Source organism: Janthinobacterium aestuarii (assembly GCF_046113285.1).
Classification (GTDB): Bacteria; Pseudomonadota; Gammaproteobacteria; order Burkholderiales; family Burkholderiaceae_D; genus Janthinobacterium.
In genome coordinates, this window is record NZ_CP142524.1 from 236,134 (window position 1) to 257,684 (window position 21,551).

Annotated in this window: 18 protein-coding genes and 4 tRNA genes; 14 read left to right on the plus strand and 8 right to left on the minus strand. The window is 63.7% G+C overall.

Going from position 1 to position 21,551, the window contains the following annotated elements; translation table 11 throughout:
- Positions 1-47: 47 nt before the first annotated feature.
- The 14 genes from OX462_RS01015 to ahpF all read left to right on the plus strand — a co-directional run bounded on the left by OX462_RS01015 (position 48) and on the right by ahpF (position 16,266).
- Positions 48-773, plus strand: coding sequence for a hypothetical protein (locus tag OX462_RS01015; protein WP_070219459.1), 726 nt, complete (start codon positions 48-50; stop codon positions 771-773).
- 67 nt (positions 774-840) lie between these two features.
- The gene (locus OX462_RS01020; RefSeq protein ID WP_070288829.1) at positions 841-1,947 is read left to right on the plus strand and encodes a zinc ribbon domain-containing protein; all 1,107 of its coding nucleotides are present in this window, start codon (positions 841-843) and stop codon (positions 1,945-1,947) included.
- 8 nt (positions 1,948-1,955) lie between these two features.
- The gene (locus tag OX462_RS01025) at positions 1,956-3,050 is read left to right on the plus strand and encodes a zinc ribbon domain-containing protein (protein ID WP_070288830.1); all 1,095 of its coding nucleotides are present in this window, start codon (positions 1,956-1,958) and stop codon (positions 3,048-3,050) included.
- Positions 3,051-3,210: 160 nt separating this feature from the next.
- A complete protein-coding gene (locus OX462_RS01030) occupies positions 3,211-4,092 on the plus strand; it encodes an EamA family transporter (RefSeq protein WP_070288831.1) in 882 nt (293 codons plus the stop codon).
- Positions 4,093-4,300: 208 nt separating this feature from the next.
- Positions 4,301-5,260, plus strand: a complete 960-nt coding sequence (locus tag OX462_RS01035; protein ID WP_070219455.1) for a sugar ABC transporter substrate-binding protein — start codon at positions 4,301-4,303, stop codon at positions 5,258-5,260.
- A gap of 86 nt (positions 5,261-5,346) precedes the next feature.
- Entirely contained in the window at positions 5,347-6,900 is a 1,554-nt protein-coding gene (locus OX462_RS01040) for a sugar ABC transporter ATP-binding protein (protein ID WP_070288832.1), read from the plus strand.
- 18 nt (positions 6,901-6,918) lie between these two features.
- Complete coding sequence (locus OX462_RS01045) at positions 6,919-7,890, plus strand: ABC transporter permease (RefSeq protein ID WP_070219453.1); 972 nt, start codon at positions 6,919-6,921, stop codon at positions 7,888-7,890.
- Between the two features lie 9 nt (positions 7,891-7,899).
- On the plus strand, positions 7,900-8,958 hold the full coding sequence (locus tag OX462_RS01050; RefSeq protein WP_409027578.1) for a LacI family DNA-binding transcriptional regulator: 1,059 nt from the start codon (positions 7,900-7,902) through the stop codon (positions 8,956-8,958).
- Positions 8,955-9,863, plus strand: a complete 909-nt coding sequence (gene rbsK, locus OX462_RS01055; RefSeq protein ID WP_409027579.1) for a ribokinase — start codon at positions 8,955-8,957, stop codon at positions 9,861-9,863. Before OX462_RS01050 ends, rbsK begins: the two co-directional genes overlap by 4 nt.
- A 13-nt stretch (positions 9,864-9,876) precedes the next feature.
- Complete coding sequence (gene rbsD, locus OX462_RS01060) at positions 9,877-10,269, plus strand: D-ribose pyranase (protein WP_070312229.1); 393 nt, start codon at positions 9,877-9,879, stop codon at positions 10,267-10,269.
- Between the two features lie 134 nt (positions 10,270-10,403).
- Positions 10,404-13,247, plus strand: coding sequence for an EAL domain-containing protein (locus tag OX462_RS01065; RefSeq protein ID WP_409027580.1), 2,844 nt, complete (start codon positions 10,404-10,406; stop codon positions 13,245-13,247).
- Between the two features lie 168 nt (positions 13,248-13,415).
- On the plus strand, positions 13,416-13,814 hold the full coding sequence (locus OX462_RS01070) for a DUF3597 domain-containing protein (RefSeq protein WP_070219448.1): 399 nt from the start codon (positions 13,416-13,418) through the stop codon (positions 13,812-13,814).
- A 194-nt stretch (positions 13,815-14,008) separates the two neighbouring features.
- On the plus strand, positions 14,009-14,572 hold the full coding sequence (ahpC, locus tag OX462_RS01075) for an alkyl hydroperoxide reductase subunit C (RefSeq protein ID WP_070219447.1): 564 nt from the start codon (positions 14,009-14,011) through the stop codon (positions 14,570-14,572).
- A gap of 98 nt (positions 14,573-14,670) precedes the next feature.
- Entirely contained in the window at positions 14,671-16,266 is a 1,596-nt protein-coding gene (gene ahpF, locus OX462_RS01080; RefSeq protein ID WP_070219446.1) for an alkyl hydroperoxide reductase subunit F, read from the plus strand.
- A gap of 68 nt (positions 16,267-16,334) precedes the next feature.
- Here the strand turns inward: ahpF and OX462_RS01085 are convergent, their stop codons facing one another.
- The 8 genes from OX462_RS01085 to OX462_RS01120 all read right to left on the minus strand — a co-directional run bounded on the left by OX462_RS01085 (position 16,335) and on the right by OX462_RS01120 (position 21,516).
- Positions 16,335-16,682 carry a CzcE family metal-binding protein gene (locus tag OX462_RS01085; protein ID WP_409027581.1) on the minus strand — a complete coding sequence of 116 codons (348 nt, stop codon included), beginning with the start codon at positions 16,680-16,682 and terminating at the stop codon, positions 16,335-16,337.
- A gap of 133 nt (positions 16,683-16,815) precedes the next feature.
- On the minus strand, positions 16,816-17,442 hold the full coding sequence (locus tag OX462_RS01090) for an ABC transporter ATP-binding protein (protein ID WP_070288839.1): 627 nt from the start codon (positions 17,440-17,442) through the stop codon (positions 16,816-16,818).
- Entirely contained in the window at positions 17,433-18,530 is a 1,098-nt protein-coding gene (locus tag OX462_RS01095) for a hypothetical protein (protein WP_254679458.1), read from the minus strand. Before OX462_RS01095 ends, OX462_RS01090 begins: the two co-directional genes overlap by 10 nt.
- Before the next feature lie 108 nt (positions 18,531-18,638).
- A tRNA-Asp gene (locus OX462_RS01100) sits at positions 18,639-18,715 on the minus strand.
- A gap of 57 nt (positions 18,716-18,772) precedes the next feature.
- Positions 18,773-18,848, minus strand: a tRNA-Val gene (locus tag OX462_RS01105).
- A 217-nt stretch (positions 18,849-19,065) separates the two neighbouring features.
- Positions 19,066-19,142: transfer RNA gene (locus OX462_RS01110), tRNA-Asp, on the minus strand.
- 54 nt (positions 19,143-19,196) lie between these two features.
- Positions 19,197-19,272 (minus strand) — tRNA-Val (locus OX462_RS01115).
- Between the two features lie 99 nt (positions 19,273-19,371).
- Positions 19,372-21,516, minus strand: coding sequence for a S9 family peptidase (locus OX462_RS01120; RefSeq protein WP_409027582.1), 2,145 nt, complete (start codon positions 21,514-21,516; stop codon positions 19,372-19,374).
- Between the last annotated feature and the right edge of the window lie 35 nt (positions 21,517-21,551).

Consider the following 21,551-nt stretch of genomic DNA (forward strand, 5'->3'; position numbering starts at 1 on the left):
CCGCGCGGCTTGCCTTCCCCCTATTTTTGATCTTTCCGGAGAATAACGTGAAAAACTTGAAACAAATTGCCAAGCCCATGGTGGCGCTGCTGGTCGTGTCTTCGATGCTGGCCGGTTGCGCCGCGCCAGGCGGTCCTGGCGCCACGGGCAATACCACCACCGCCGGCACGGAAGCGGGCAGCGGCGAATGCAATACGGCCATGCTGGCCGGCATCGGCGCCGTCGTGGGCGGCTTGCTGGGCGGCGGCAACAATACCGTGCGCGGCGCGGCACTGGGCGCCAGCCTGGGCGCGCTCGCCTGCGTGGCCCTGAATTATCAAAGCCAGCAAGTCAAGACGTCGCAGCAGGTACAGGCCGACTACAAGGTGGCCAACAAGGGCAAGCTGCCCGAGCAGTCGACCCTGGTGAAGTACGAGACGGGTTTTACGCCATCGTCCGTGCGTCCGGGCCAGAAGGCGCAGACCAATTCGTATATCGAAGTGGCGGCCGGCACGCGCGATCCGAACCCGCTGGTGGAAGAGGAATTGAGCCTGTACAAGCCCAATGGTGACTTGATCAAAACCGTGCGCAAGGTGGTCAGCAGCAATAACGGCAGCGGCGCCTACAAGGGCGGCTTCTCGATTCCCATGCCTGAAGGCGTGCCGCAGGGCATTTACCCGGTACGCACGGCCCTGTACCTGAATAGCAAGCGCGTCGGCGGCCAGGACGTCAAGCTGCAGATCGTCCAGCGCCAGGCGCCTGCGTCCGACCTGCAACTGGCCCGCGCTTACTGACACTGATTGCCACGGGGCGGCCATGCCGGCCGTTCCGTTCCCCGATTTACCCCCATCCAGGCTAGACATGACCATTTCCACAGAAGCATCTAAACCTCTTCCCTTTTCCTCCGCGCTCGGTTCGCTGATCGAAGCGACCGACGCCATCAAGAATTTCCGCGCGATTGCCCTGCTGGCCCTGACCTTTATCGGCGCCGTGCTCGTCGGTGGTGTACTGACGATGCTCGCCGGCAGCATGAGCAGCGTGCTGCTGGGCTTCCTGGGCGGCCTGATGGCCTTCCTCGTGATGTTTTACGGCTCCAACGCCGTCGGCATCCTGCTGATGCGCGATGCCCAGGGCCAGCCTGGCTTGAGCCTGGTGGATGCCGTGCTCGTTTCGCTGTACACGAGCCACCGCCTGATCGCGGTCGTGTTCCTGGAATTTCTGATCGTGCTGGCGGCCATGATCGCCATCGCCATCATTTTGTTCGTCTGCAAGATCCCCGTGCTCGGTCCCGTGCTGTACACGCTGGTCTTCCCGTTGTCGGCCATTGTGCTGGGCGTGCTGGTGTTTGCGCTGTTTTACGTGATGCTGCCGCTGGCCGGCCCCGCCGCGTGGTCGGGCGCCACCGTGTTCCAGATCATTGCCCGCCTGAACCTGATCGTGCGCACCAAGCTGGTGTCGGTGATCCTGCTGGAAGTGCTGCTGTTCCTGATTACGACGTTTGTGGCGCTGCTGATCTTTGGCGTGGTCGGTACCGGCGTGTCGCTGACCAGCGGCATGTCGGCTGGCATCCTGGGCCTGGGCGGCCAGATGAATATGTATTCCCTCGCTTCGGGTCTGAGTGGCGGTTCCGGCTACATCATCGCAGCGGGTCTGGGCGGCGGCTTGCTGATGGCGGTCGCGGCTGTGGTGCCCGGCCTGATCTTTACCAAGGGCGTGTGCATCATTTACCTGAACGCCACGCGCAATGTCGATTTCAGCGCCTCGGAAGCGAGCCTGAACGACGGGCTGGCCACGGTCAAGAAGAAAGCCGAAGAAGCGCGTGAACGCGCGCGTGCCCTGGCCGAACAGGCCGCGGCACCTGCCGCACCGGCCGCTGCGTCGGTTGACAGCCTGCATTGCCCGAGCTGCAAGGCCCCGGTCGCGTCCGATGACGTGTTCTGCGGCGAATGCGCGCATAAACTCAAGTAAGGCAGACCATGGCGCAATTCTGTAAACAGTGCGGCACCGCCCACGCGCCCGACGCGCGCTTTTGCGACGAGTGCGGCAAGGCCGTCAATGCCGCGCCAGCCCCATCACCGGCACCCGCGCCGGCCGCGACACCGGCGCTGTCCGGCGTGAAGCGGCGACACGTCGTCATCGCCGGCGGCGCGCTGGCGGCGGTCATCGTGGCCGGCGGCGCCCTGGCGTGGCTGCTGGCGCCGGAAGCGGCGTCGGCCAGCAGTTTTGGCCGCGCCATCGATGCCCACCTGGCGGCCGACGAGGCGGCGCGCGACAAGCTGCTGTGCTTCACCAACTTGCCGTACCAGAAGGAAGAAATCCGCGTGGCGTCGTACGACAGTTCCACTCGACAATGGCTCGATATCCTCGTGCGTGGCGGCTTGTACAACGCGCCCGTCGAACAAAGCAGCGGCGGCTGGCTGGCGCAATCGCAATTCGTCTATGTGCTGGCCGCGCCGGGCAAGGCCGCCTTGCGCGGCGACAAGCTGTGCGTGGCCAAGGGCGTGAAAGTGGCCAAGGTCAGCGGCTACGAGCAGGTGCGCGAGATGGGCGGGCAGCCGACGGCGATGGCCACGGCCACCCTGGCGCTGAGCGATGAGGCGGCATGGCTCGTCAAGTCGCCGGACCGCGCGCAGATCCTGCAACGCTTGCCGGGCGGCGGCCTGGAAGTGCAACTGCCGCTGGCGCTGGTCGACAAGCAATGGCAAGTCACCGACCGTGCGCAACTGCACCAGGCCGCCATGGCCATGGCGGGCGCCATGCGCAATGCCTCGGGTGCGCAAGAAGCGGGCATGCTGGACAAGCTGAAAAGCCTGTTCCGCTTTGGCGGCCACCCGCTGGTGGGCAAATGGAAGGGCTCGACGGGCAAAATCCTGGAATTTACAAAGGACAGCATTATCGAGAACGGCAACGCAAGCACGGCCACGTTTGCCACCGAAGGCAATGTCGTGACGATCGTCTCGGAAGAGGGGGGCGGCATGGCCATGCAGATCAGCCTGAGCAACAGCAACAACGTGGCCACGCTCACCGTCGGCGGCATGCCGGTCGCGGTGCTGCAGCGCGTGCGCGATTAAGCGTCGGGCAGGCGGCAGCGTGCCGCCTTGCCTCATTCCCGAAGCCCGGCCCTGCCGGGCTTTTTTACGCCCGCCAGGCGCCGGTGCCTCCGTCAATTTATCTTGACATCAAGATAGTTCGCGCCCACACTGGCTTTTTATCTTGATGTCGAGATAGTACATGTCCGCCTTTTCTGTCCGCCCCGCCTGGGGCGATATTCTGCTCACGGCGCTGGCGCCCCTGATCTGGGGTTCCACGTATATCGTCACGTCCGAACTGCTGCCGCCGGACCGGCCCTTCACGGCGGCCCTGATCCGCGTGCTGCCGGCCGGCCTGCTGTTGCTGCTGATCATGCGGCGCCTGCCCGCGCGGCGCGACTGGGGCCGCGTGCTGATCCTGTCGGCGCTCAATATCGGCGTGTTCCAGGCGCTGCTGTTCGTGGCCGCCTACCGCCTGCCCGGCGGTCTGGCGGCCGTGGTGGGCGCCATCCAGCCGCTGCTGGTGATGGGTCTGGCCTGGGGCGTGGAAGGGCGCCGTCCGGCCCGCCTGGCCTTGCTTGCCAGCGTGCTGGGCGTGGCCGGCATGGCCGTTTTGTTGTTGTCGCCGCGCACGGTGTGGGAACCCGTCGGCATTGCCGCCGCGCTGGGCGGCACGGCCTGCATGGCGGCCGGCACTTACCTGACGCGGCGCTGGAAGCCGGACTTGCCCGTGCTGGCGCTGACGGGCTGGCAATTGCTGCTCGGCGGCCTGATGCTGGCGCCCGTCGCCTGGCTGGCCGACGCCCCGTTGCCGGCGCTGTCCTTGCAGCAAGTGCTGGCCTACGCCTACCTGTGCCTGGCCGGCGCGCTGCTGGCGTATGCCTTGTGGTTTCGCGGCATCGCCCGCCTGTCGCCCGTGGCCGTCTCCTCGCTGGGACTGCTCAGTCCCCTGATGGCCGTCGTGCTGGGCTGGGCCTTGCTGGGCCAGGCCATGACGGGCTGGTCGATGCTGGGCTTGCTGCTGGTACTGGCCAGCGTGCTGGCGGTGCAGTGGGCCAGCGCCCGTCCCGCAACAAACGCCTGACTTCCGCGCATTTCCCCTCGGCAGGCCGATCGCATCGGCCTGCCCGTTTCCCTCTGAGCGTCCCCTTTTTGCTGCACCGCACATACTGTTTTGCTTGCACTGATATGGGGCATTGAGGCACTATTCGCTTCGCGCAAACGTTTGCGCGCAACGAATTTCCTAAAAAGCATGCAGTACACGTGCTTGACCAACAACTCTGGAGACGCTCATGACATCCCGTATTCGCCTGAAAATGATTGCCGCCGCTGTCCTGGTATGTGCTTTGCCCGCCGTGCCGGCCATGGCGCAGACGCCTGCCAAACCGAAGGTGGCGCTGGTGATGAAGTCGCTCGCCAATGAATTTTTCCTGACCATGGAAAATGGCGCCAAGGCGCATCAGAAGGCCAATGCCGCCAAGTACGACCTGCTGTCGAACGGCATCAAGGATGAAACGGATACGTCGAGCCAGATCAAGCTGGTCGAGCAAATGATCGTCTCGCGCGTCAACGCGCTGGTGATCGCCCCGGCCGATTCGAAAGCGCTGGTGCCGGTGCTGAAAAAAGCCATCGACGCGGGCATCATCGTCGTCAATATCGACAACAAGCTCGACGAGGGCGCGCTGAAAGAGAAGGGCATCACCGTGCCGTTCGTCGGCCCGGACAACCGCAAGGGCGCCAAGGTCGTCGGCGACTTCCTGGCCAAGCAGATCAAGAAGGGCGACCCCGTCGGCATCATCGAGGGCGTGTCCACCACCTATAACGCGCAGCAGCGCACCCTGGGCTTCCAGGACGCCATGAACGCGGCCGGTGCCAAGGTCGTCAGCGTGCAGTCGGGCCAGTGGGAAATCGCCCCCGCCAATACGGTGGCCGCCGCCATGCTGAACGCCAACCCGAATATCAAGGCCTTGCTGTGCGGTAACGACAACATGGCCATCGGCGCCGTGTCCGCCATCAAGGCGGCCGGCAAGACGGGCAAAGTGCTCGTCGTCGGCTACGACAACATCAACGCCATCAAGCCGATGCTGGCCGATGGCCGCGTACTGGCTACCGCCGACCAGTTCGGTTCGCAGCAAGCCGTGTTCGGCATCGACACCGTGCTCAAAGCGCTGGCGCAGAAGAAGAAACAGGCCGATCTCGGTGGCGTCATCGAAACCAAGGTCGAACTGGTCGCCAAGGGCGCCAAGTCCTGATCGTCTGATCCCGCCGGGGCCAGCGTCCGCGTCTCTGCCTGAGGCTGCGGCGCTGGCCCCGCCGCCTTTTTCCGCGGAGTTTTATCATGCCCACCGACATCCTCCCGGCGCCATCAGCCGCCATCCCTCTATTGACCCTGGATAACATCGGCAAGTCCTATGTCGGCCCCGTGCTGGGCGGCGTGGGCCTGCGTTTCGCCCCCGGCCAGGTACTGGCGCTGACGGGAGAGAACGGTGCCGGTAAAAGCACCCTGTCGAAGATCATCTGTGGCCTGGAGCAAGCGACCACGGGCACGATGCTGCTCGACGGCAAGCCCTACCAGCCCGCCTCGCGCGGCGCAGCCGAGGCGCTGGGCATCCGCATGGTGATGCAGGAACTCAATTTGATTCCCACCCTGTCGATCGCGGAAAACCTGTACCTGAAAAACCTGCCGCAGCGCTTCGGCTTCATCGACCGCACGCGTCTCGAACGCGACGCGCGCGAACAGATGGAGAAAGTGGGCCTGGGCGGCCTCGATCCGTGGACCCTCGTGGGCGAACTGGGTATCGGCCACCAGCAGATGATCGAAATCGCGCGCAATTTAATTGGCGCCTGCCGTTTGCTGGTGTTAGATGAGCCGACGGCCATGCTGACGCACCGCGAAGTGGAATTGCTGTTCCTGCAAATCGAACGCCTGAAGGCCGACGGCGTGTGCATCATCTACATTTCCCACCGCCTGGAAGAACTCAAGCGCGTGGCCGACCGCATCGCCGTGCTGCGCGATGGCCAGCTCGTGTGCGACGACGATATCGCCGGCCACTCCGCCGCCGACCTGGTCAGCCTGATGGTGGGCCGCTCGGCCGACGATGCCGTCGACCTGAGCGGCCGCACCTTAGGGGCGCCGCTGCTGCGCGTGCGGGGCTTGGCGCGCGGCAAGGTGGTCAACCCGACATCGTTCGACTTGCGCGCCGGCGAAATCCTCGGCATCGCCGGCCTCATCGGCTCGGGCCGCACGGAATTGCTGCGTTTGATCTTCGGCGCCGACCGCGCGGACGCGGGTGACGTGTTCCTCGGCGACAGCGAAGTCCCTGCCGCCTTGCACTCGCCGCAGGCGGCCGTGCAGGCCGGCATCGCCATGATCACGGAAGACCGCAAGGGACAAGGTTTGTTGCTGCGCCAGTCGATCGCCGTCAACACGACCCTCGCCTCGCTCGACACGGTCAGTGGCGCTGGCTGGCTCAACGACGCGGCCGAAGCGACGGTGGCCGACGACTATATTCAGCGCCTGGGCATCCGTTCGCGCAACAGCGCGCAAACGGTGGCCGAGCTGTCCGGCGGCAACCAGCAAAAGGTCGTGATCGCCCGCTGGCTGTACCGCGACTGCCCCGTGATGCTGTTCGACGAGCCCACGCGCGGCATCGATATCGGCGCCAAGTTTGATATTTATCAGGTGCTGGCCGAACAGGCGCGCCAGGGCAAGGGCCTCGTCATCGTCTCGAGCGACTTGCGCGAACTGATGCTGATCTGCGACCGCATCGCCGTCATGAGCGCCGGCAGCATCGTCGACACCTTCGAGCGCGGCGCCTGGAGCCAGGACGCGCTGCTGTCGGCCGCCTTCTCCGGCTATTTGACCCCCAACTCCACTCCAGCTGCGGCCTGATCCGCCGGAAAGATTCCCATGACCACCCACTCCTCTCCTTCGTATCTGCAGCGCAGCCTGGCCGACCTGAAAAACTATGCGGGCCTGATCGGCGCTTTGCTCGCCATGTGCGTGCTGTTCTCGTTTGCCAGCGAAAACTTTTTTACTTTGGCTACCTTGAGTACCCTGTCGAACAACATCCCGACCCTGGTCGTGATGGCGGTCGGCATGACGTTCGTGCTGATCATCGGCGGCATCGATTTATCGGTCGGTTCCGTGATGGCGCTGGCCGCGTCCGTGCTGTCCTTGGCCGTCGTGCACTGGGGCTGGCCCGTGTGGAGCGCGGCCCTGCTGGGCATGTTCGTCGCCGCCCTGTGCGGCGCGACGACGGGCCTCATTTCCGTCGGCTGGCGCATCCCCTCGTTCATCGTGTCCTTGGGCGTGCTGGAAATGGCGCGCGGCATGGCGTATCAAGTGACGAACTCGCGCACGGAATACATCGGCAGCGCCGTGGACGGCATCAGCTCGCCGATTGCGTTTGGCCTGTCGCCCGCCTTCATCGCCTCGATCGCCATCGTCGTCATTGGCCACCTGGTGCTCACGCGCACGGTGCTGGGACGCCACTGGATCGGCATCGGCACGAATGAAGAAGCCGTGCGTTTGTCCGGCATCAACACAAAACCGTCGAAAGTGCTGGTCTTTGCCTTGATGGGCTTTCTTGCCGGCGTGGGCGCGCTGTTCCAGGTGTCGCGCCTGGAAGCGGCCGACCCGAACGGCGGCGTGGGCATGGAATTGCAGGTGATCGCCGCCGTCGTGATCGGCGGCACGAGCCTGATGGGCGGACGTGGTTCCGTCATCAGCACGTTTATCGGCGTATTGATCATTTCCGTGCTGGAAGCGGGCCTGGCGCAGGTGGGCGTGTCGGAACCCGTGAAACGCATCGTCACGGGCCTGGTGATCGTCGCCGCCGTGGTGCTCGACACTTACCGCCGTCGCGGCGAGCGTTCATAATACTGGCCCATGGCAACCATCAAGCAAGTGGCGCAGGCGGCGGGGGTGTCGTTTACCACCGTCTCGCACGTCCTCAACAATACCCGCCCCGTCAGCGACGAGGCGCGCCGCGCCGTGCTGGCGGCGGCGGAGGCACTGCATTACGTGCCCAGCGCGCTGGCGCGCTCCTTGCGCAGCCGCAGCACGGGCACCATCGGCCTGATCATTCCGAACAATACGAACCCGTATTTCTCGGAAGTGGCGCGCGGCATCGAGGACAGCTGCTATGCGGCCGGCTACAGCGTCATCTTGTGCAATTCCGATGACGATCCCGCCAAGCAGCGCGACTACCTGAACGTGCTGCTGACCAAGCGCTGCGACGGCCTGATTTTGTCCGCGCTGGCCGACAGCGATGGCGAATTGCTGCGCAAGATGAAAGTGCCGGCCGTGCTGCTCGACCGCGCGCCCAGCGACCTGGCCATCGATGCGGTGGCCGTCGACAACCGCGCCGGCGGAGCCCTGGCCGCGCGCCATTTGCTGGAGCTGGGGCGCCGGCGCCTTGCCTGCATCGCCGGTCCCCGCGAAGTGAGCATTTCCAATGAGCGCATCGCCGGCGCGCGCAGCGCCATGGCGGACGCGGGCGTGGTCCTGGCCGACGCCCTGTGCCGCCACAGCGATTTCACGAGCGCGGGCGGCTATGCGGCCGCGCTGGACTTGCTGGCGCTGCCGTCAGGCCAGCGTCCCGACGCCTTGTTCTGCTGCAATGATTTGATGGCTTTTGGCGCCCTGCGCGCCGCCGCCGAGCGCGGCATTGCCGTGCCGGCGGAACTGGCCGTCGTCGGCTTCGACGATATCGACCTGGCCAGCTTCGTGCATCCGGCCTTGAGCAGCGTGGCGCAGAACACGCGCGAGCTGGGCCACATCACGGCCGCCTGTCTGCTGGCGCGCATCGCCGACCCCGCCTTGCCGCGCCAGCAGCGCAGCATCGCACCCGCACTGCACGTGCGCGGCTCCAGCGTGGCCGCCACCGTACCTTCTGCTGTACCTACTTCTTCTCCTGCAACTGAACTGATGGGAATGACATCATGATCGTGGTTATCGGCAGCATCAATATGGACCTGGTCTTGCGCGTGCCGCGCATGCCCCTCCCCGGCGAAACCCTGACGGGCGGCGCATTTAGAACTATTCCTGGCGGCAAGGGCGCCAACCAGGCCGTGGCCTGCGCGCGCCTGAGCGGCAAGGTGGCGGGCGCCCAGCAAGTGGCCATGGTCGGCTGCGTGGGCGACGACGCCTTCGGCGCCACCCTGCGCGCGGCCCTCGTGGGCGACGGCATCATCGACAGCCACGTCACCACCTTGCCGGGCGTGGCGTCCGGCATCGCCTCGATCCTCGTCGACGACAACGGCCAGAACAGCATCGTGATCGCCGGCGGCGCCAACGATCTGCTCAGCCCCGCGCACATCGACGCGGCCAAAGAACTGATCGAGCAGGCGGACATCGTCGTGCTGCAGCTGGAAACGCCGATGGCCACCGTCGTGCACGCCATTAAACTGGCCCGCTCGCTGGGCAAGACCGTGGTGCTGAACCCGGCCCCGGCGGCCAGCTTGCCGCAAGGCGTGCTGGAACTGGTCGACTACCTGATTCCGAATGAAATCGAAGCGGCCATGCTGGCCGGCGTCAGCCCGGAAGGCGCGGACGCCAAGGCGCTGGCGGCCGCGCTGCAAAAGCTGGGCAGCGACAACGTCATCATCACCCTGGGTTCCAAGGGCGTGCATGCGGCCCTGTATGGCGGCGATTTCACCTTTCCGGCCGAAGCGGTGCAAGCGGTCGACACGACGGCCGCCGGCGACACCTTCATCGGCGGTTTTGTGGCGGGCCTGGCGTCCGGCATGGACGAGGCGGAAGCGATTCAACAAGGCCAGCGCGCGGCTGCCTGGAGCGTCACCAAGCCCGGCGCGCAAACCTCGATCCCCCACTTGCACGAGCTGTTCTAACGATACCACGCCCATGAAAAAATCACCGTTGCTCAATATCGCACTGTCGCAACTGATCGCGTCGCTCGGTCATGGCGACATGCTCGTCATCGGCGACGCGGGCTTGCCGTCGCAGCCGGGCGTGCCCCTGATCGACCTGGCCCTGACGCGCGGCATTCCCGGCTTCATCGATACCGTCAATACGGTGTTGAGCGAAATGCAGGTGGAATACCATTTGCTCGCCAGCGAACTGCCGCAGCATAATCCGGCCATGGCGGCCCAGGTGGCGGCCTTGTCCCTGCCCGATGCGCGCCAGGTGACGCACGAGGAGTTCAAGCAATTGAGCAAGGGCGCGCGCGCCATCGTGCGTACTGGCGAGTGCAGTCCGTATGCCAACATCATTTTGGTCGCCGGCGTCGTGTTCTAGTGCAAATAATGGCGACATTGTTTGCCAAAAACATCAACGCTATTGTTCTCACTGAAATAATTATCCAATGGCAAAAGGGGCGGCTACAATAGCCTTACCCCTGCCAGCTCGGCAGCTTCCTGTGGTGTTCCGCCATGCCGATGAAAGCCCCCGATGCTTTCCGCTTTGTCTTGCCGCTCGCCGGCAGGCTGGCGCGCGGCTGGCGCGGCCTTTTCTTCCTGCTGCTGTGTCTGGCAACACAAGCCCGGGCGCTGGAGCCCGTCTCCCTGCAGCTCAATTTCACGCACCAGTTCCAGTTCGCCGGCTATTACGCGGCCATCGAGCAGGGCTATTACCGCGAGGCGGGACTCGACGTGACGCTGCTCGAAGGCAGCGGCGCGCCGCGCGCCGAGGCGGCCGTGCTGGCGGGCCAGGCCGAATATGGCGTGGGCAACAGCACCTTGTTGCTCAGCCGCCTGGCAGGCAAGCCCGTGGTGGTGCTGGCCGTCGTGTTCCAGCATTCGCCCAGCGTGCTGTTGATGCGCCAGCAAGGCGGCGCGCCCGACGTGCGCAAGCTGGCGGGGGCGCCCGTGATGATAGGCGCGCCCGCCGACGTGGCGTCTGCATCCGATGAAGTGTCGCTGTTCCTGCGGAAAATGAGCGTCGCGCCGCAGCAGATGCGCCACTTGCCGCCCAGCTACCGGGTCGAGGATTTGATCGAGGGCAAAGTCGATGCGATTGCCGCGTATTCCACCAACGAACCGGACTATCTGGACCGGGCGGGATTTCCCTATTACCAGTTTACGCCGCGCACGGCTGGCATCGATTTCTACGGCGACAACCTGTTTACCAGCGAGCGCGAACTGCGCCGCCATCCCGAGCGCGTAAAAGCGTTCCGCGCGGCCAGTTTGCGCGGCTGGCAATACGCGATGGCGCACCGCGAGGAAATGGCGCAATTGATCCATCTCAAATACAGCCAGCGCCACGACCGCGCGCACCTGCTGTACGAGGCGCAGCAGATGGAGCTGCTGCTGCAGCCTACGCTGGTGGAGCCGGGCTACATGAATCCCCAGCGCTGGCAGCATATCGCCGATACGTATGCCGCTATGGGCGTGCTGCCGCGCAATGCCACGGACAGCCGCGCCTACCAGGGTTTTTTGTATCGCCCCGTGCCAGGCGCGGACCTGGGCTGGCTGTACCTGTCGCTGGGCGTGGCGGGCAGCCTGTTGGCCGTGTCGGCCGCCTTTCATTTCAGCAATCTGGCGCGCGAGCGCCGCCGCACCGAGGACACCATCCGGCAAGGGGAATTGCGCTTTCGCACCATGTTCGAGCAGGCGCCCATGGGCATCGCCCTGATCGATACCGTGAGCGGACAGTTTCTGGATATCAATCCGCGCTATCTGGCCATCGCCGGGCGCACGCTGGAGCACATGAAGCAGACGAGCTGGATGGAAATCAGCCATCCCGACGACGTGGCGGGCGAGCAGGCGCACGTGGCGCAGCTGCTGGCGCGGCGCATGCAGGGTTTTCGCCACGCCAAGCGCATCGTGCGTCCCGATGGCGGCGTGGTGTGGGTCGACGCCTCGGTGACGGCCATCGCCACGGCGCGCCATGGCGGCCCGCACCACCTGTGCATGCTGGAAGACGTGACGGACAAGCGGCAAACGGAAGCGCTGATCTGGCAGCAAGCCAATTTCGATACCCTGACGCAATTGCCGAACCGGCGCATGTTCCACGAGCGCCTGCGCCTGGCGCTGGCCCAGGGGCGGCGCGACGCAAGCCGCGTGGCCATCCTGTTCATCGACCTCGACCATTTCAAGGAAGTCAACGACACCCTCGGCCACCACCAGGGCGATATCTTGCTGATCGAAGCGGCGCGGCGCATCCGCGTGGGCGTGCGCGAGACGGATACGGTGGCGCGCCTGGGCGGCGATGAGTTCACGGTGATCCTGTCCGACCTCGACGACCTGCAGCAAGTCGACCGTATCGCGCGGCAAATCCTCGACGGCTTGCTGGCGCCGTTCCTGCTGGGACAGGAGCAGGCCTTCGTCTCCGCCTCGATCGGCATCACCCTGTATCCGGACGATGCGGGCACGATCGAGGACTTGCTCAAGCATGCGGACCAGGCCATGTATGTGTCGAAAGGCGCGGGGCGCAACCGCTACAGTTATTTCACGCCGGCCATGCAGGTGGCGGCCGTCAACCGCATGCGCATGGGGGCGGACTTGCGCGCGGCCCTGCACGAACAGCAGATGCAGCTGCATTACCAGCCCATCGTCGAGCTGCGTAGCGGCAAACTGGCCAAAGCGGAAGCCTTGCTGCGCTGGCACCATCCGCAGCGGGGCGTCGTGTGCCCGCCCGATTTCCTGGCGCTGGCCGAGAGCAGCGGCTTGATTGTGGAGATCGGCGACTGGGTGCTGCGCACGGCGGCCGCGCAGCTGCGGAGCTGGCGTGCCCAGGGCCAGGCCATCGGCTTGCCGGGGCTGCAGCTGTGCCTGAACCAGTCGTCACTGGAATTGCAGCGCGAAGTCGAGGCGCCCGGCACCTGGCTGCGCCAGCTGCTGGCGCTCGATGTGCCGCCTTCGGCCATCGTGCTCGACATGCGCGAAGATGTGCTTTTACCTAGCGGCAATAGCATGGCGCCACGCCTGCAGCACTTGCGCGAGGCGGGCTTGCAGATCGCCCTCGACGACTTCGGCAGCGGCCATGCCTCGCTGACGCAATTGCAGCAGTGCGGCATCGATTACCTGAAGCTCGACGGCGTGCTGGTGCGCAAGCTGGCGCCCGGCGCCAGCGAACTGGTGCTGTGCGAAGCCATCGTCACCATGGCCCACAAGCTGGGTTTGCAGGTCATCGCCGAAGGGGTGGAGACCGAAGAGCAGCGCGCACGGCTGCTGGAGATCGGCTGCGATTTTGCGCAAGGCAAGCTGTTTGCGCCGCCGCTGGCCATCGACGCGTTCGACGCGCTGCTGCACGCCCGGCGGCCTTTGCATCCTTGAAACGGGCGCGTCCGCCACCAGATTTCACGCAAGCCTGCGGGACGGGGCTCCCGGCCCGAACGGGCTTATACTCGACGGGCTGGCGCCTGCGCCCGGCATTGCTGTCACGGGTCCTGGACCTGGTGCGCAGGCAAACCTTATTCCATTCACTCAACTCGAGGTGACCTCATGGGCATTTTCAGCAATATCTATAACAAAATCTTCCACCATTCATCCGACGCTGCCCCGGCAGCCACGCCAGCCGCCGCTACCGAAGCGCCAGCGGCAGCCGCACCGGCGGCAGCGCCTGCACCGGCCGCCGCCGTGCCGGTCGTCGACGTGGAAGTGGTGCTGGTCGACCTGGCCAGCAAGAACGCGGAAAAACTCAATTGGCGCACGTCCATCGTCGACCTGATGAAACTGCTTCAACTCGACAGCAGCCTGGCCGCGCGCAAGGAACTGGCGCAAGAGCTGCATTTCACAGGCGACACCAACGATTCGGCCAGCATGAATATCTGGCTGCACCGCCAGGTGATGATCAAGCTGGCGGAAAACGGCGGCAAGGTACCAGAAGAGTTAAAGAACTAGGAATGAAACACCTGGCGGCGGCAGGGGTATCCACTGTCACCGCTATCCAATCCCGTGGGAACTGCCTATCATGGAGTTCCCATGGCGTCATGATAGCTAAAACCAATTGAAACTATTGTGACAATCAATTTTGAATATGGGTTAAAACCCCTTACACTAGAGTCTTACTGATTCACCACACGAGAGGAAATGACATGTCGCTGATCAATACCCAAGTTAAACCATTCAAGGCAACCGCATACCACAATGGCAAATTCGTCGACCTGACGGAAGCGTCGCTGAAAGGCAAGTGGTCGGTATTCGTCTTCTACCCAGCCGACTTCACCTTCGTTTGCCCAACCGAACTGGAAGATCTGGCCGATCACCACGCCGAGTTCCAGAAGCTGGGCGTCGATGTCTACGGCATCTCGACCGATACCCACTTCGCGCACAAAGCCTGGCACGACACTTCGGACGCCATCAAGAAAGTGCAATACGCACTGATCGGCGACCCGACCGGCGCCCTGTCGCGCAACTTCGAAGTCATGATCGAAGAAGAAGGCCTGGCACTGCGCGGCACCTTCGTCATCAATCCGGACGGCTTCATCAAAGTGCTGGAAGTGCATGACAACGGCATCGGCCGTGACGCATCGGAACTGTTGCGCAAAGTTAAAGCCGCCCAGTACGTGGCGAACCACCCAGGCGAAGTGTGCCCGGCAAAATGGACGGAAGGCGCCGCAACGCTGACCCCATCGCTGGACCTGGTCGGCAAGATCTAAGTCTCGATGCACGACGTAGCAAACAAGTAGTTACCGCGATGCCGGACCGGGCGTCCGGCCCGGCATTCGCCTAAATATTTGTAAAGGAAGAAAAAATCATGTTAGATGCAACCCTCAAAACCCAACTGAAATCCTACCTGGAAAAAGTGGTGTATCCGCTTGAGCTGGTCGCTTCTCTCGATGACAGCGCAAAAGCCCGCGAGATGAAGGAATTGCTCCAGGAGATAGTCCTGTTGAGCGACAAAATCACGCTGGTCGAGCGCCTTGACGCTGGCGTACGGGTTCCGTCGTTCAGCATCAACCGTACCGGCTCCGACATCGGCGTGCGTTTCGCCGGTGTGCCGCTGGGCCACGAATTTACCTCGCTGGTGCTGGCGCTGCTGCAAGTGGGCGGCCACACCATCAAGTTCGACGATGCCGTGATCGAGCAGATCCGCAACCTCGACGGCGATTACGAGTTTGAAACGTTTATTTCGCTCTCCTGCCATAACTGCCCGGAAGTGGTGCAGGCCTTGAATGCCATGGCCGTGATCAACCCGCGCATCAAGGTCACCACCATCGATGGCGGCGTGTTCCCGCAAGAAGTGGAAGAACGCCAGATCATGGCCGTGCCGATGATGTTCCTCAATGGCCAGCATTTCGGCCAGGGACGCACGAATGTCGAGGAAATCCTTGCCAAGCTCGACACCAACGCCGGCGCCCGCCAGGCGGCAGCGTTGAGCAAGAAAGACGTGTTTGACGTGCTGATCGTCGGCGGCGGCCCCGCCGGCGCGGCAGCGGCGATCTACGCTGCCCGCAAGGGCATCAACACGGGCGTGCTGGCCGAGCGTTTCGGCGGCCAGGTGCTCGATACCCTGGCGATCGAAAACTTTATTTCCGTCAAGGAAACCGATGGTCCGAAGTTCGCCGTGGCGCTGGAACAGCACGTCAAGGAATACGACGTCGACATCATGAACACGCAGCGCGCCGCGAAATTGACTCCAGGCAAGCTGATCGAGATTGAAACGGCGAATGGCGCCGTGCTGAAAGCCAAGACCGTCATCCTGGCCACCGGTGCCCGCTGGCGCGAAATCAACGTGCCGGGCGAGAAGGAATACCGCAACCACGGTGTCGCCTACTGCCCGCACTGCGATGGTCCCTTGTTCAAGGGCAAGCGCGTGGCCGTGATCGGCGGCGGCAACTCGGGCGTGGAAGCGGCGATCGACCTGGCCGGCCTCGTGAAACACGTGACCCTGATCGAGTTCGGCGCGGAACTGCGCGCCGATGCGGTGCTCCAGCGCAAGCTGCACAGCCTGCCCAATGTGACCGTGATTACGTCGGCGCAGACCACCGAGATTCACGGCGACGGCAAGATCGTCAATGGCCTCAGCTACACGGACCGCATCAGCGGCGCGTCGAACAAGGTTGAACTGGAAGGCGTCTTCGTGCAAATCGGCCTGGTGCCGAACACGGAGTGGCTCAAAGGCACGGTCGCCCTGTCGCGCCACGGCGAAATCGAAGTCGATGCCCGCGGCCAGACCTCGATCCCCGGTGTGTTCGCGGCCGGCGACGTCACCACGGTGCCGTACAAGCAGATCATCATCGCCACCGGCGAAGGCGCCAAGGCAGCTTTGTCCGCCTTTGACCACCTGATCCGCTCGGATGACGAGGAAGTGGTCGACGAGTCCGCAGCGAAAGAAGCATTGACGGCGTAACTCTTCACGCTGAAAAAAAACCGGAACGGCCGCGAGGCCCTTCCGGTTTTTTTATGCGTTAAAGAAACTTAGCTGCCCGCGTACAGGGGATTGGCGGCTACGTACACTTGAATGCCGTCGACGGCCATGTCCTTCGGCGCGATGTCGCTCAGGGCGAATGTCGCTTGATGGTTAAAAGTTTGCACGTGCCACGTAAAACGCTGGCCGGCGCGCGCGATGGTGACGGTTTCGCCGTGCGTGACGTTGATGTGGCGCGTGTCGGGCTGCAGTTCGATGCTGCGCTGGGCGGCGGCGTGGGGCGCGCTGCTGCCATAGTCGGCGGCCGTGCCCGTGGGGCCGGCGGCGAGGGCCGAAGTGGTGCAGGTGGTGATAGCGGCGCACAGGATGGCCAGGGCGCTGCGGTGGATGTTCAACATGATTTCTCCAAGAATAAGCCGGGCGCGGTGAATAACCGTGCCGTGTTGTTGTCGTGGCTGCACCGGGATCGCCGGTTTTTGCAACACGGCATCCTAAGCGGTTCTTGCTGATCTGCAAAGCTGTATTTCCTGTCTATATTTCCACCGTCGCCGCCAGCGGCACGTCCGGCGCCAGATGGCTGGTCAGCACGATGCACTGGCGCGCCAGGCGGGCCGGGTCGGCCAGTCGCTGGCGCAAGTACGCCATGGCGGCCGCGTCGAGGCCATTGAACGGCTCATCGATCAGCAGCAGGCGCACGGGCAAGGCCAGTGCCAGGGCCAGCTGCAGTTTTTTATGCTGGCCCAGGGACAGGGCGGTGATGCTTTGCTGTAAGGTCTGCAGCAGGGAAAATGCGCTCAGTTCGTCGTTCAGCAGGGCCTGGTCGCTGCCCGGGTACAGGGCCAGGTGCAGGTCGAGAAACTCGTGCACTTGCAGCCAGGGCAGGGCGGGCGCATCGCCGCCGCAATAGAAGGCCTGGGCGCGGTAGGCCAGCGGCATGAAGCCGCTGTCGATTTCGTTCAGGCGGATGGCGCCGCGCGCGGGCAGCAGGGCGCCGCCCGCCAGCTTCAGCAAGGTCGTCTTGCCGGCGCCGTTCGCGCCGCGCAGCCAGGTGACGCCGGGGCCGAATTGCCGGTTGAACCCCTGGAACACGCTGTGCGTGGGGAAGTGAAAATCGAGGTGCTCGATATACAGCACGGAAGAAGGCAGGTTCAATTCCATAATTCGCTTCCGATGGCGCTCAAGGCAAGGATGGACAGGACGACGAGGGCGACCCTGCCGCGCGCCGTCAGGCGGGGCAGGCCGACGATGGCCAGCAGGGCGACACTGGCGGTGAGGGCATACACGCTGGTGACGCGCTGTTGCAAGGCGGCGGGATCGGTGGCGTACAGCAAGACAGCACCGGCCAGCAGCACGGCGAAGGCGGGCAGCAGGCTGGCCGCGCAGGCCAGGCGCAGCAAGGGCGCGCTGGCCAGCGGCCAGGCGTTCAGCGCTGGGCGCAGCACGGCGATCTGCTCGCGCACGGCCTTGTCGCCCCGGTCCGTCACAATGACCAGGCTGGCGCTGGCCAGCAAACCGAGCAGCGGCGCGGGCAGCAGGGGCGCGCGCAGCAGCCAGGCCAGCATGCTGGCGCCCGCCGTGGCCAGCAAGACGCTTTGCTGCAGGCCGATCACATTCTCATTGCGCCAGAACGGCAGCCAGAACAGCTGGCGCCACAGGAACAGGATAGGCCAGCGGGGCCGTTGCGGCACATAGGCCGTCATCGTGGGCGGGCGCGCCCTTTGTGCGGGGCGCGGCGCGCGCAGGCGTTGCGCCACGATGAGCGTCGTCAGCAGCCAGGCCAGCAGCCAGGCACCGGCGGTGGCGGCAATGCCGGCCGCCGCAATGGGGCGCAGCCACGGCGGCGACTGCAGCAGCCAGATGCCGGCCGAGACGGCATACGCAAGGCCCAGCGGCAGCATCAGCAGGCCGGCGACGGCGATATCGGCTTGCCAGCGCAGGCGCGGCGGCAAGGGGAGCTGGCGCAGCCAGACGGCGGTACTTGCCGGCAGCAGCCGTTTGCGCAGCAGCCAGGCGGGCAGGCAAGTGAGGACCGTCTGCGTGACGATGATACTCAGTGCGGCGGGCCAGGGCTGGCTCACGGCGAGAAAGCCGGGCAGGGCGATGACGCTGAGCAGGCCCAGCAGGACGGGACCGGCCAGGAAAAAGAAGATTTCCATGGAACTCGTCAGGCTGGCGGCAAATTGCAGCAAAGCATGATGGGCCAGGCGCAGCCGCAGGGCGATATAGGGAGGAGTACTACGGGGCAAGCGCATGCGGGCAGGGGCGAAGTCAGGGTAGCGCTGATTCTAGTGCATTTGCTGTTTCAGAATGGGAAAAGCCCTTCGGTTCCAGGAACCAAAGGGCTTTTCTTTTATTGGCGGAGCGGACGGGACTCGAACCCGCGACCCCCGACGTGACAGGCCGGTATTCTAACCAACTGAACTACCACTCCAAGCTCGTATGATCTGTGTTGCTGATCCATGAAGCACTGGATAATTTTCTGTATTGGTGGTGGGTGCTGAGAGGCTCGAACTCCCGACCTACGCCTTGTAAGGGCGCCGCTCTACCAACTGAGCTAAGCACCCGCATACCCAGAAAACTATCCCGACGTTTGTCACCACGTCTGGAAGAGGCACTATTATAGGGGGCGCTTTCGTGCTTGTGCAACTATTCTTGAGGGGGAATGGCAGTTTTTTTGCTGAAAAGCGCAAAAATGTTCAGGGGAGCGGGTAATGACGTGTTTTTGGCTTCTGAAATGGGAAAAGCCCTTCGGTTCCACGAACCAAAGGGCTTTTCTTTTATTGGCGGAGCGGACGGGACTCGAACCCGCGACCCCCGACGTGACAGGCCGGTATTCTAACCAACTGAACTACCACTCCAAGCTCGTATGATCTGTGTTGCTGATCCATGAAGCACTGGACAGTTTTCTGATTTGGTGGGTGCTGAGAGGCTCGAACTCCCGACCTACGCCTTGTAAGGGCGCCGCTCTACCAACTGAGCTAAGCACCCGTTGCTTGTCTCAGAAAACCATCCCGACGTTTGTCACCACGTCTGGAAGAGGCGCTATTATAGGATGGCTAAAATCCTTCTGCAAGCGCTTTTTTCACATTATTGCGTGATGTTCCACTGCGACAGCATCCACGCCATGTTGAAGGCGTTTTCGGCGATGGCGTTGTAGCGGCCCGACGCGCCGCCGTGGCCGGCGCCCATATTCGTTTTCAGCAGCAATGGATTGCCGTCCGTCTTGTACGCGCGCAGCTTGGCCACGTATTTTGCCGGTTCCCAGTACATGACCTGGCTGTCGTTCAGGCCCGTCGTCACCAGCATGGCGGGATAATTCTTGCGCGCGATGTTGTCGTAGGGTGAGTAGCTGAGCATGTAGTCGTAGGCCGCCTTCTGGTTCGGGTCGCCCCATTCCAGGTATTCGCCCGTCGTCAGCGGCAGGCTGGCGTCCATCATGGTGTTCATCACGTCGACGAACGGTACGGCCGCGTGCACGGCGTGGAACAGCTCGGGACGCATGTTGACGACGGCGCCCATCAGCAAGCCGCCGGCGCTGCCGCCCTGGATGATCAGGCGGTTCGGGCTGGTCCATTTTTCGCGCACCAGGTAGTCGGCGCTGTCGATGAAGTCATGGAAGGTGTTTTTCTTCTTCATCAGCATGCCGTCTTCATGCCACGCTTCGCCCATGTCGGTGCCGCCGCGGATATGCGCTTGCGCATAGATGACACCGCGTTCCAGCAGGCTGATGCGGCTGATGGCAAAACTGGCTTCCGTCGAGATGCCATACGAGCCGTACGAATACAGCAGCAGCGGCGCGGAACCGTCGAGCTTGACGCCCTTCTTGTATACGACCCACAGCGGCACTTGCACGCCATCGCGCGCTGTCACCCACAGACGCTGCGTCGTGTAGCGGCTGCCGTCAAAGCCGCCGACGATTTCCTGCTGTTTCAGTACTGTGCGCTGTCCATCCTTCATGCTGACGTCGATGACGGTGGGCGGCGTAACGGGCGACTGGTAAGACATGCGAAATTGCGTGGCCGAAAACTCGGGTGTGCCGACGGACGTGGCCAGATAGACGGGGTCGTCGAACTGCACGGTTTTCCAGTTCTTTTGCGCAAAATCAAGGATGCGCGCGCGGTTCAGGGCGCGGGCCTTTTCCATCACCACCAGATAGCCCTGGAAGACGTCGATGGACTGGATCACGGCATCCTTGTTGTGCGGCACGACGGGTTTCCAATTCTTCGGCTGAGGGGCGGTGACCGGCGCGCTGACGACGCGGAAATTCTTCGCATCCTTGTTGGTCAGAATATACAGCTGGCCGTCGCGGTGCTCGACGACGTAGCGGTGGCCTTTTTCGCGTTTCAGCACGCTCTGGAAACTGCCTTCCGGCTGGCTCGTTGGCAGCAGCAGCACTTCGGTCGTATCCGTGCTGCCCGAGGTCAGCACGAAGAATTGCTTGTCATGCGTACGGTCCACGTGGATGGCGAACTGTTCCACCGGCTCGTGGTAGACCTGCTGCGGCATGCCGCCCAAGGCCAGGCGGAACAAGCGGTCAGCGCGCTTGGTGGTGGCGTCTTCCTGCGTCAGCATCAGGGTGGCGTTGTCGGCCGCCCAGGCCAGGGATGTGACGCGCGGCATGCTGTCGCCCAGCAACTTGCCCGTCTTCAAATCCTTGACATGCAGCGCGTACTGGCGGAAACCCGTCGTGTCGGTGGTGTAGGCCAGCAATTGTTCGTTCGGGCTGATGGCAAACGCGCGCACGGCAAAGAATTTGTGACCTTCGGCCAATTGATTCTGGTCCAGCAGAATTTCTTCAAACGCCAGCGCATCGTAGGCGCCGTTCTTGCCGACGGCGCGGCGGCAGTGAATCGGGTATTGCTTGCCCGCTTCCACGCGCGTGTAATAGTAGAAATTGCCCTGGCGCGCAGGCACGGACAGGTCCACTTCCTGCATGCGGCCCTTGATTTCCGCAGTCAGCTTGTCGGTCAGCGGCTGGATCGGGGCCGTGACGGCCGCCGTATAGGCGTTTTCCGCATTCAGGTAGTCGATCACGGCAGGATCGGTCTTCTTTTGCAGCCAGCGGTAGTCGTCCGTAACCACGGTGCCGTGGCGCGTTTCCTGCCAGGCCGTCTTGGCGGCGACCGGCGCGGTGGCGGCGGCATCGGCGGCCAGCGCGGATGGCGCCAGCGTGGACAGCAGGATGGATGAGCAGACGGCCAGGCGGCGCAAAGCTTGATGTGCTGTAGACAAGGCAACTCCTTTTATAGTCGTGTCAGGATTGTAAT

Coding starts and splice junctions, on each gene's coding strand:
- rbsK (WP_409027579.1), top strand. CDS start 8,955: ATGATCGTGGTTATCGGCAGCATCAATATGGACCTGGTCTTGCGCGTG.
- OX462_RS01025 (WP_070288830.1), top strand. CDS start 1,956: ATGGCGCAATTCTGTAAACAGTGCGGCACCGCCCACGCGCCCGACGCG.
- OX462_RS01040 (WP_070288832.1), top strand. CDS start 5,347: ATGCCCACCGACATCCTCCCGGCGCCATCAGCCGCCATCCCTCTATTG.
- OX462_RS01085 (WP_409027581.1), bottom strand. CDS start 16,682: ATGTTGAACATCCACCGCAGCGCCCTGGCCATCCTGTGCGCCGCTATC.
- OX462_RS01030 (WP_070288831.1), top strand. CDS start 3,211: ATGTCCGCCTTTTCTGTCCGCCCCGCCTGGGGCGATATTCTGCTCACG.
- OX462_RS01045 (WP_070219453.1), top strand. CDS start 6,919: ATGACCACCCACTCCTCTCCTTCGTATCTGCAGCGCAGCCTGGCCGAC.
- OX462_RS01070 (WP_070219448.1), top strand. CDS start 13,416: ATGGGCATTTTCAGCAATATCTATAACAAAATCTTCCACCATTCATCC.
- OX462_RS01020 (WP_070288829.1), top strand. CDS start 841: ATGACCATTTCCACAGAAGCATCTAAACCTCTTCCCTTTTCCTCCGCG.
- OX462_RS01035 (WP_070219455.1), top strand. CDS start 4,301: ATGACATCCCGTATTCGCCTGAAAATGATTGCCGCCGCTGTCCTGGTA.
- OX462_RS01065 (WP_409027580.1), top strand. CDS start 10,404: ATGCCGATGAAAGCCCCCGATGCTTTCCGCTTTGTCTTGCCGCTCGCC.
- OX462_RS01090 (WP_070288839.1), bottom strand. CDS start 17,442: ATGGAATTGAACCTGCCTTCTTCCGTGCTGTATATCGAGCACCTCGAT.
- ahpF (WP_070219446.1), top strand. CDS start 14,671: ATGTTAGATGCAACCCTCAAAACCCAACTGAAATCCTACCTGGAAAAA.
- ahpC (WP_070219447.1), top strand. CDS start 14,009: ATGTCGCTGATCAATACCCAAGTTAAACCATTCAAGGCAACCGCATAC.
- OX462_RS01050 (WP_409027578.1), top strand. CDS start 7,900: ATGGCAACCATCAAGCAAGTGGCGCAGGCGGCGGGGGTGTCGTTTACC.
- rbsD (WP_070312229.1), top strand. CDS start 9,877: ATGAAAAAATCACCGTTGCTCAATATCGCACTGTCGCAACTGATCGCG.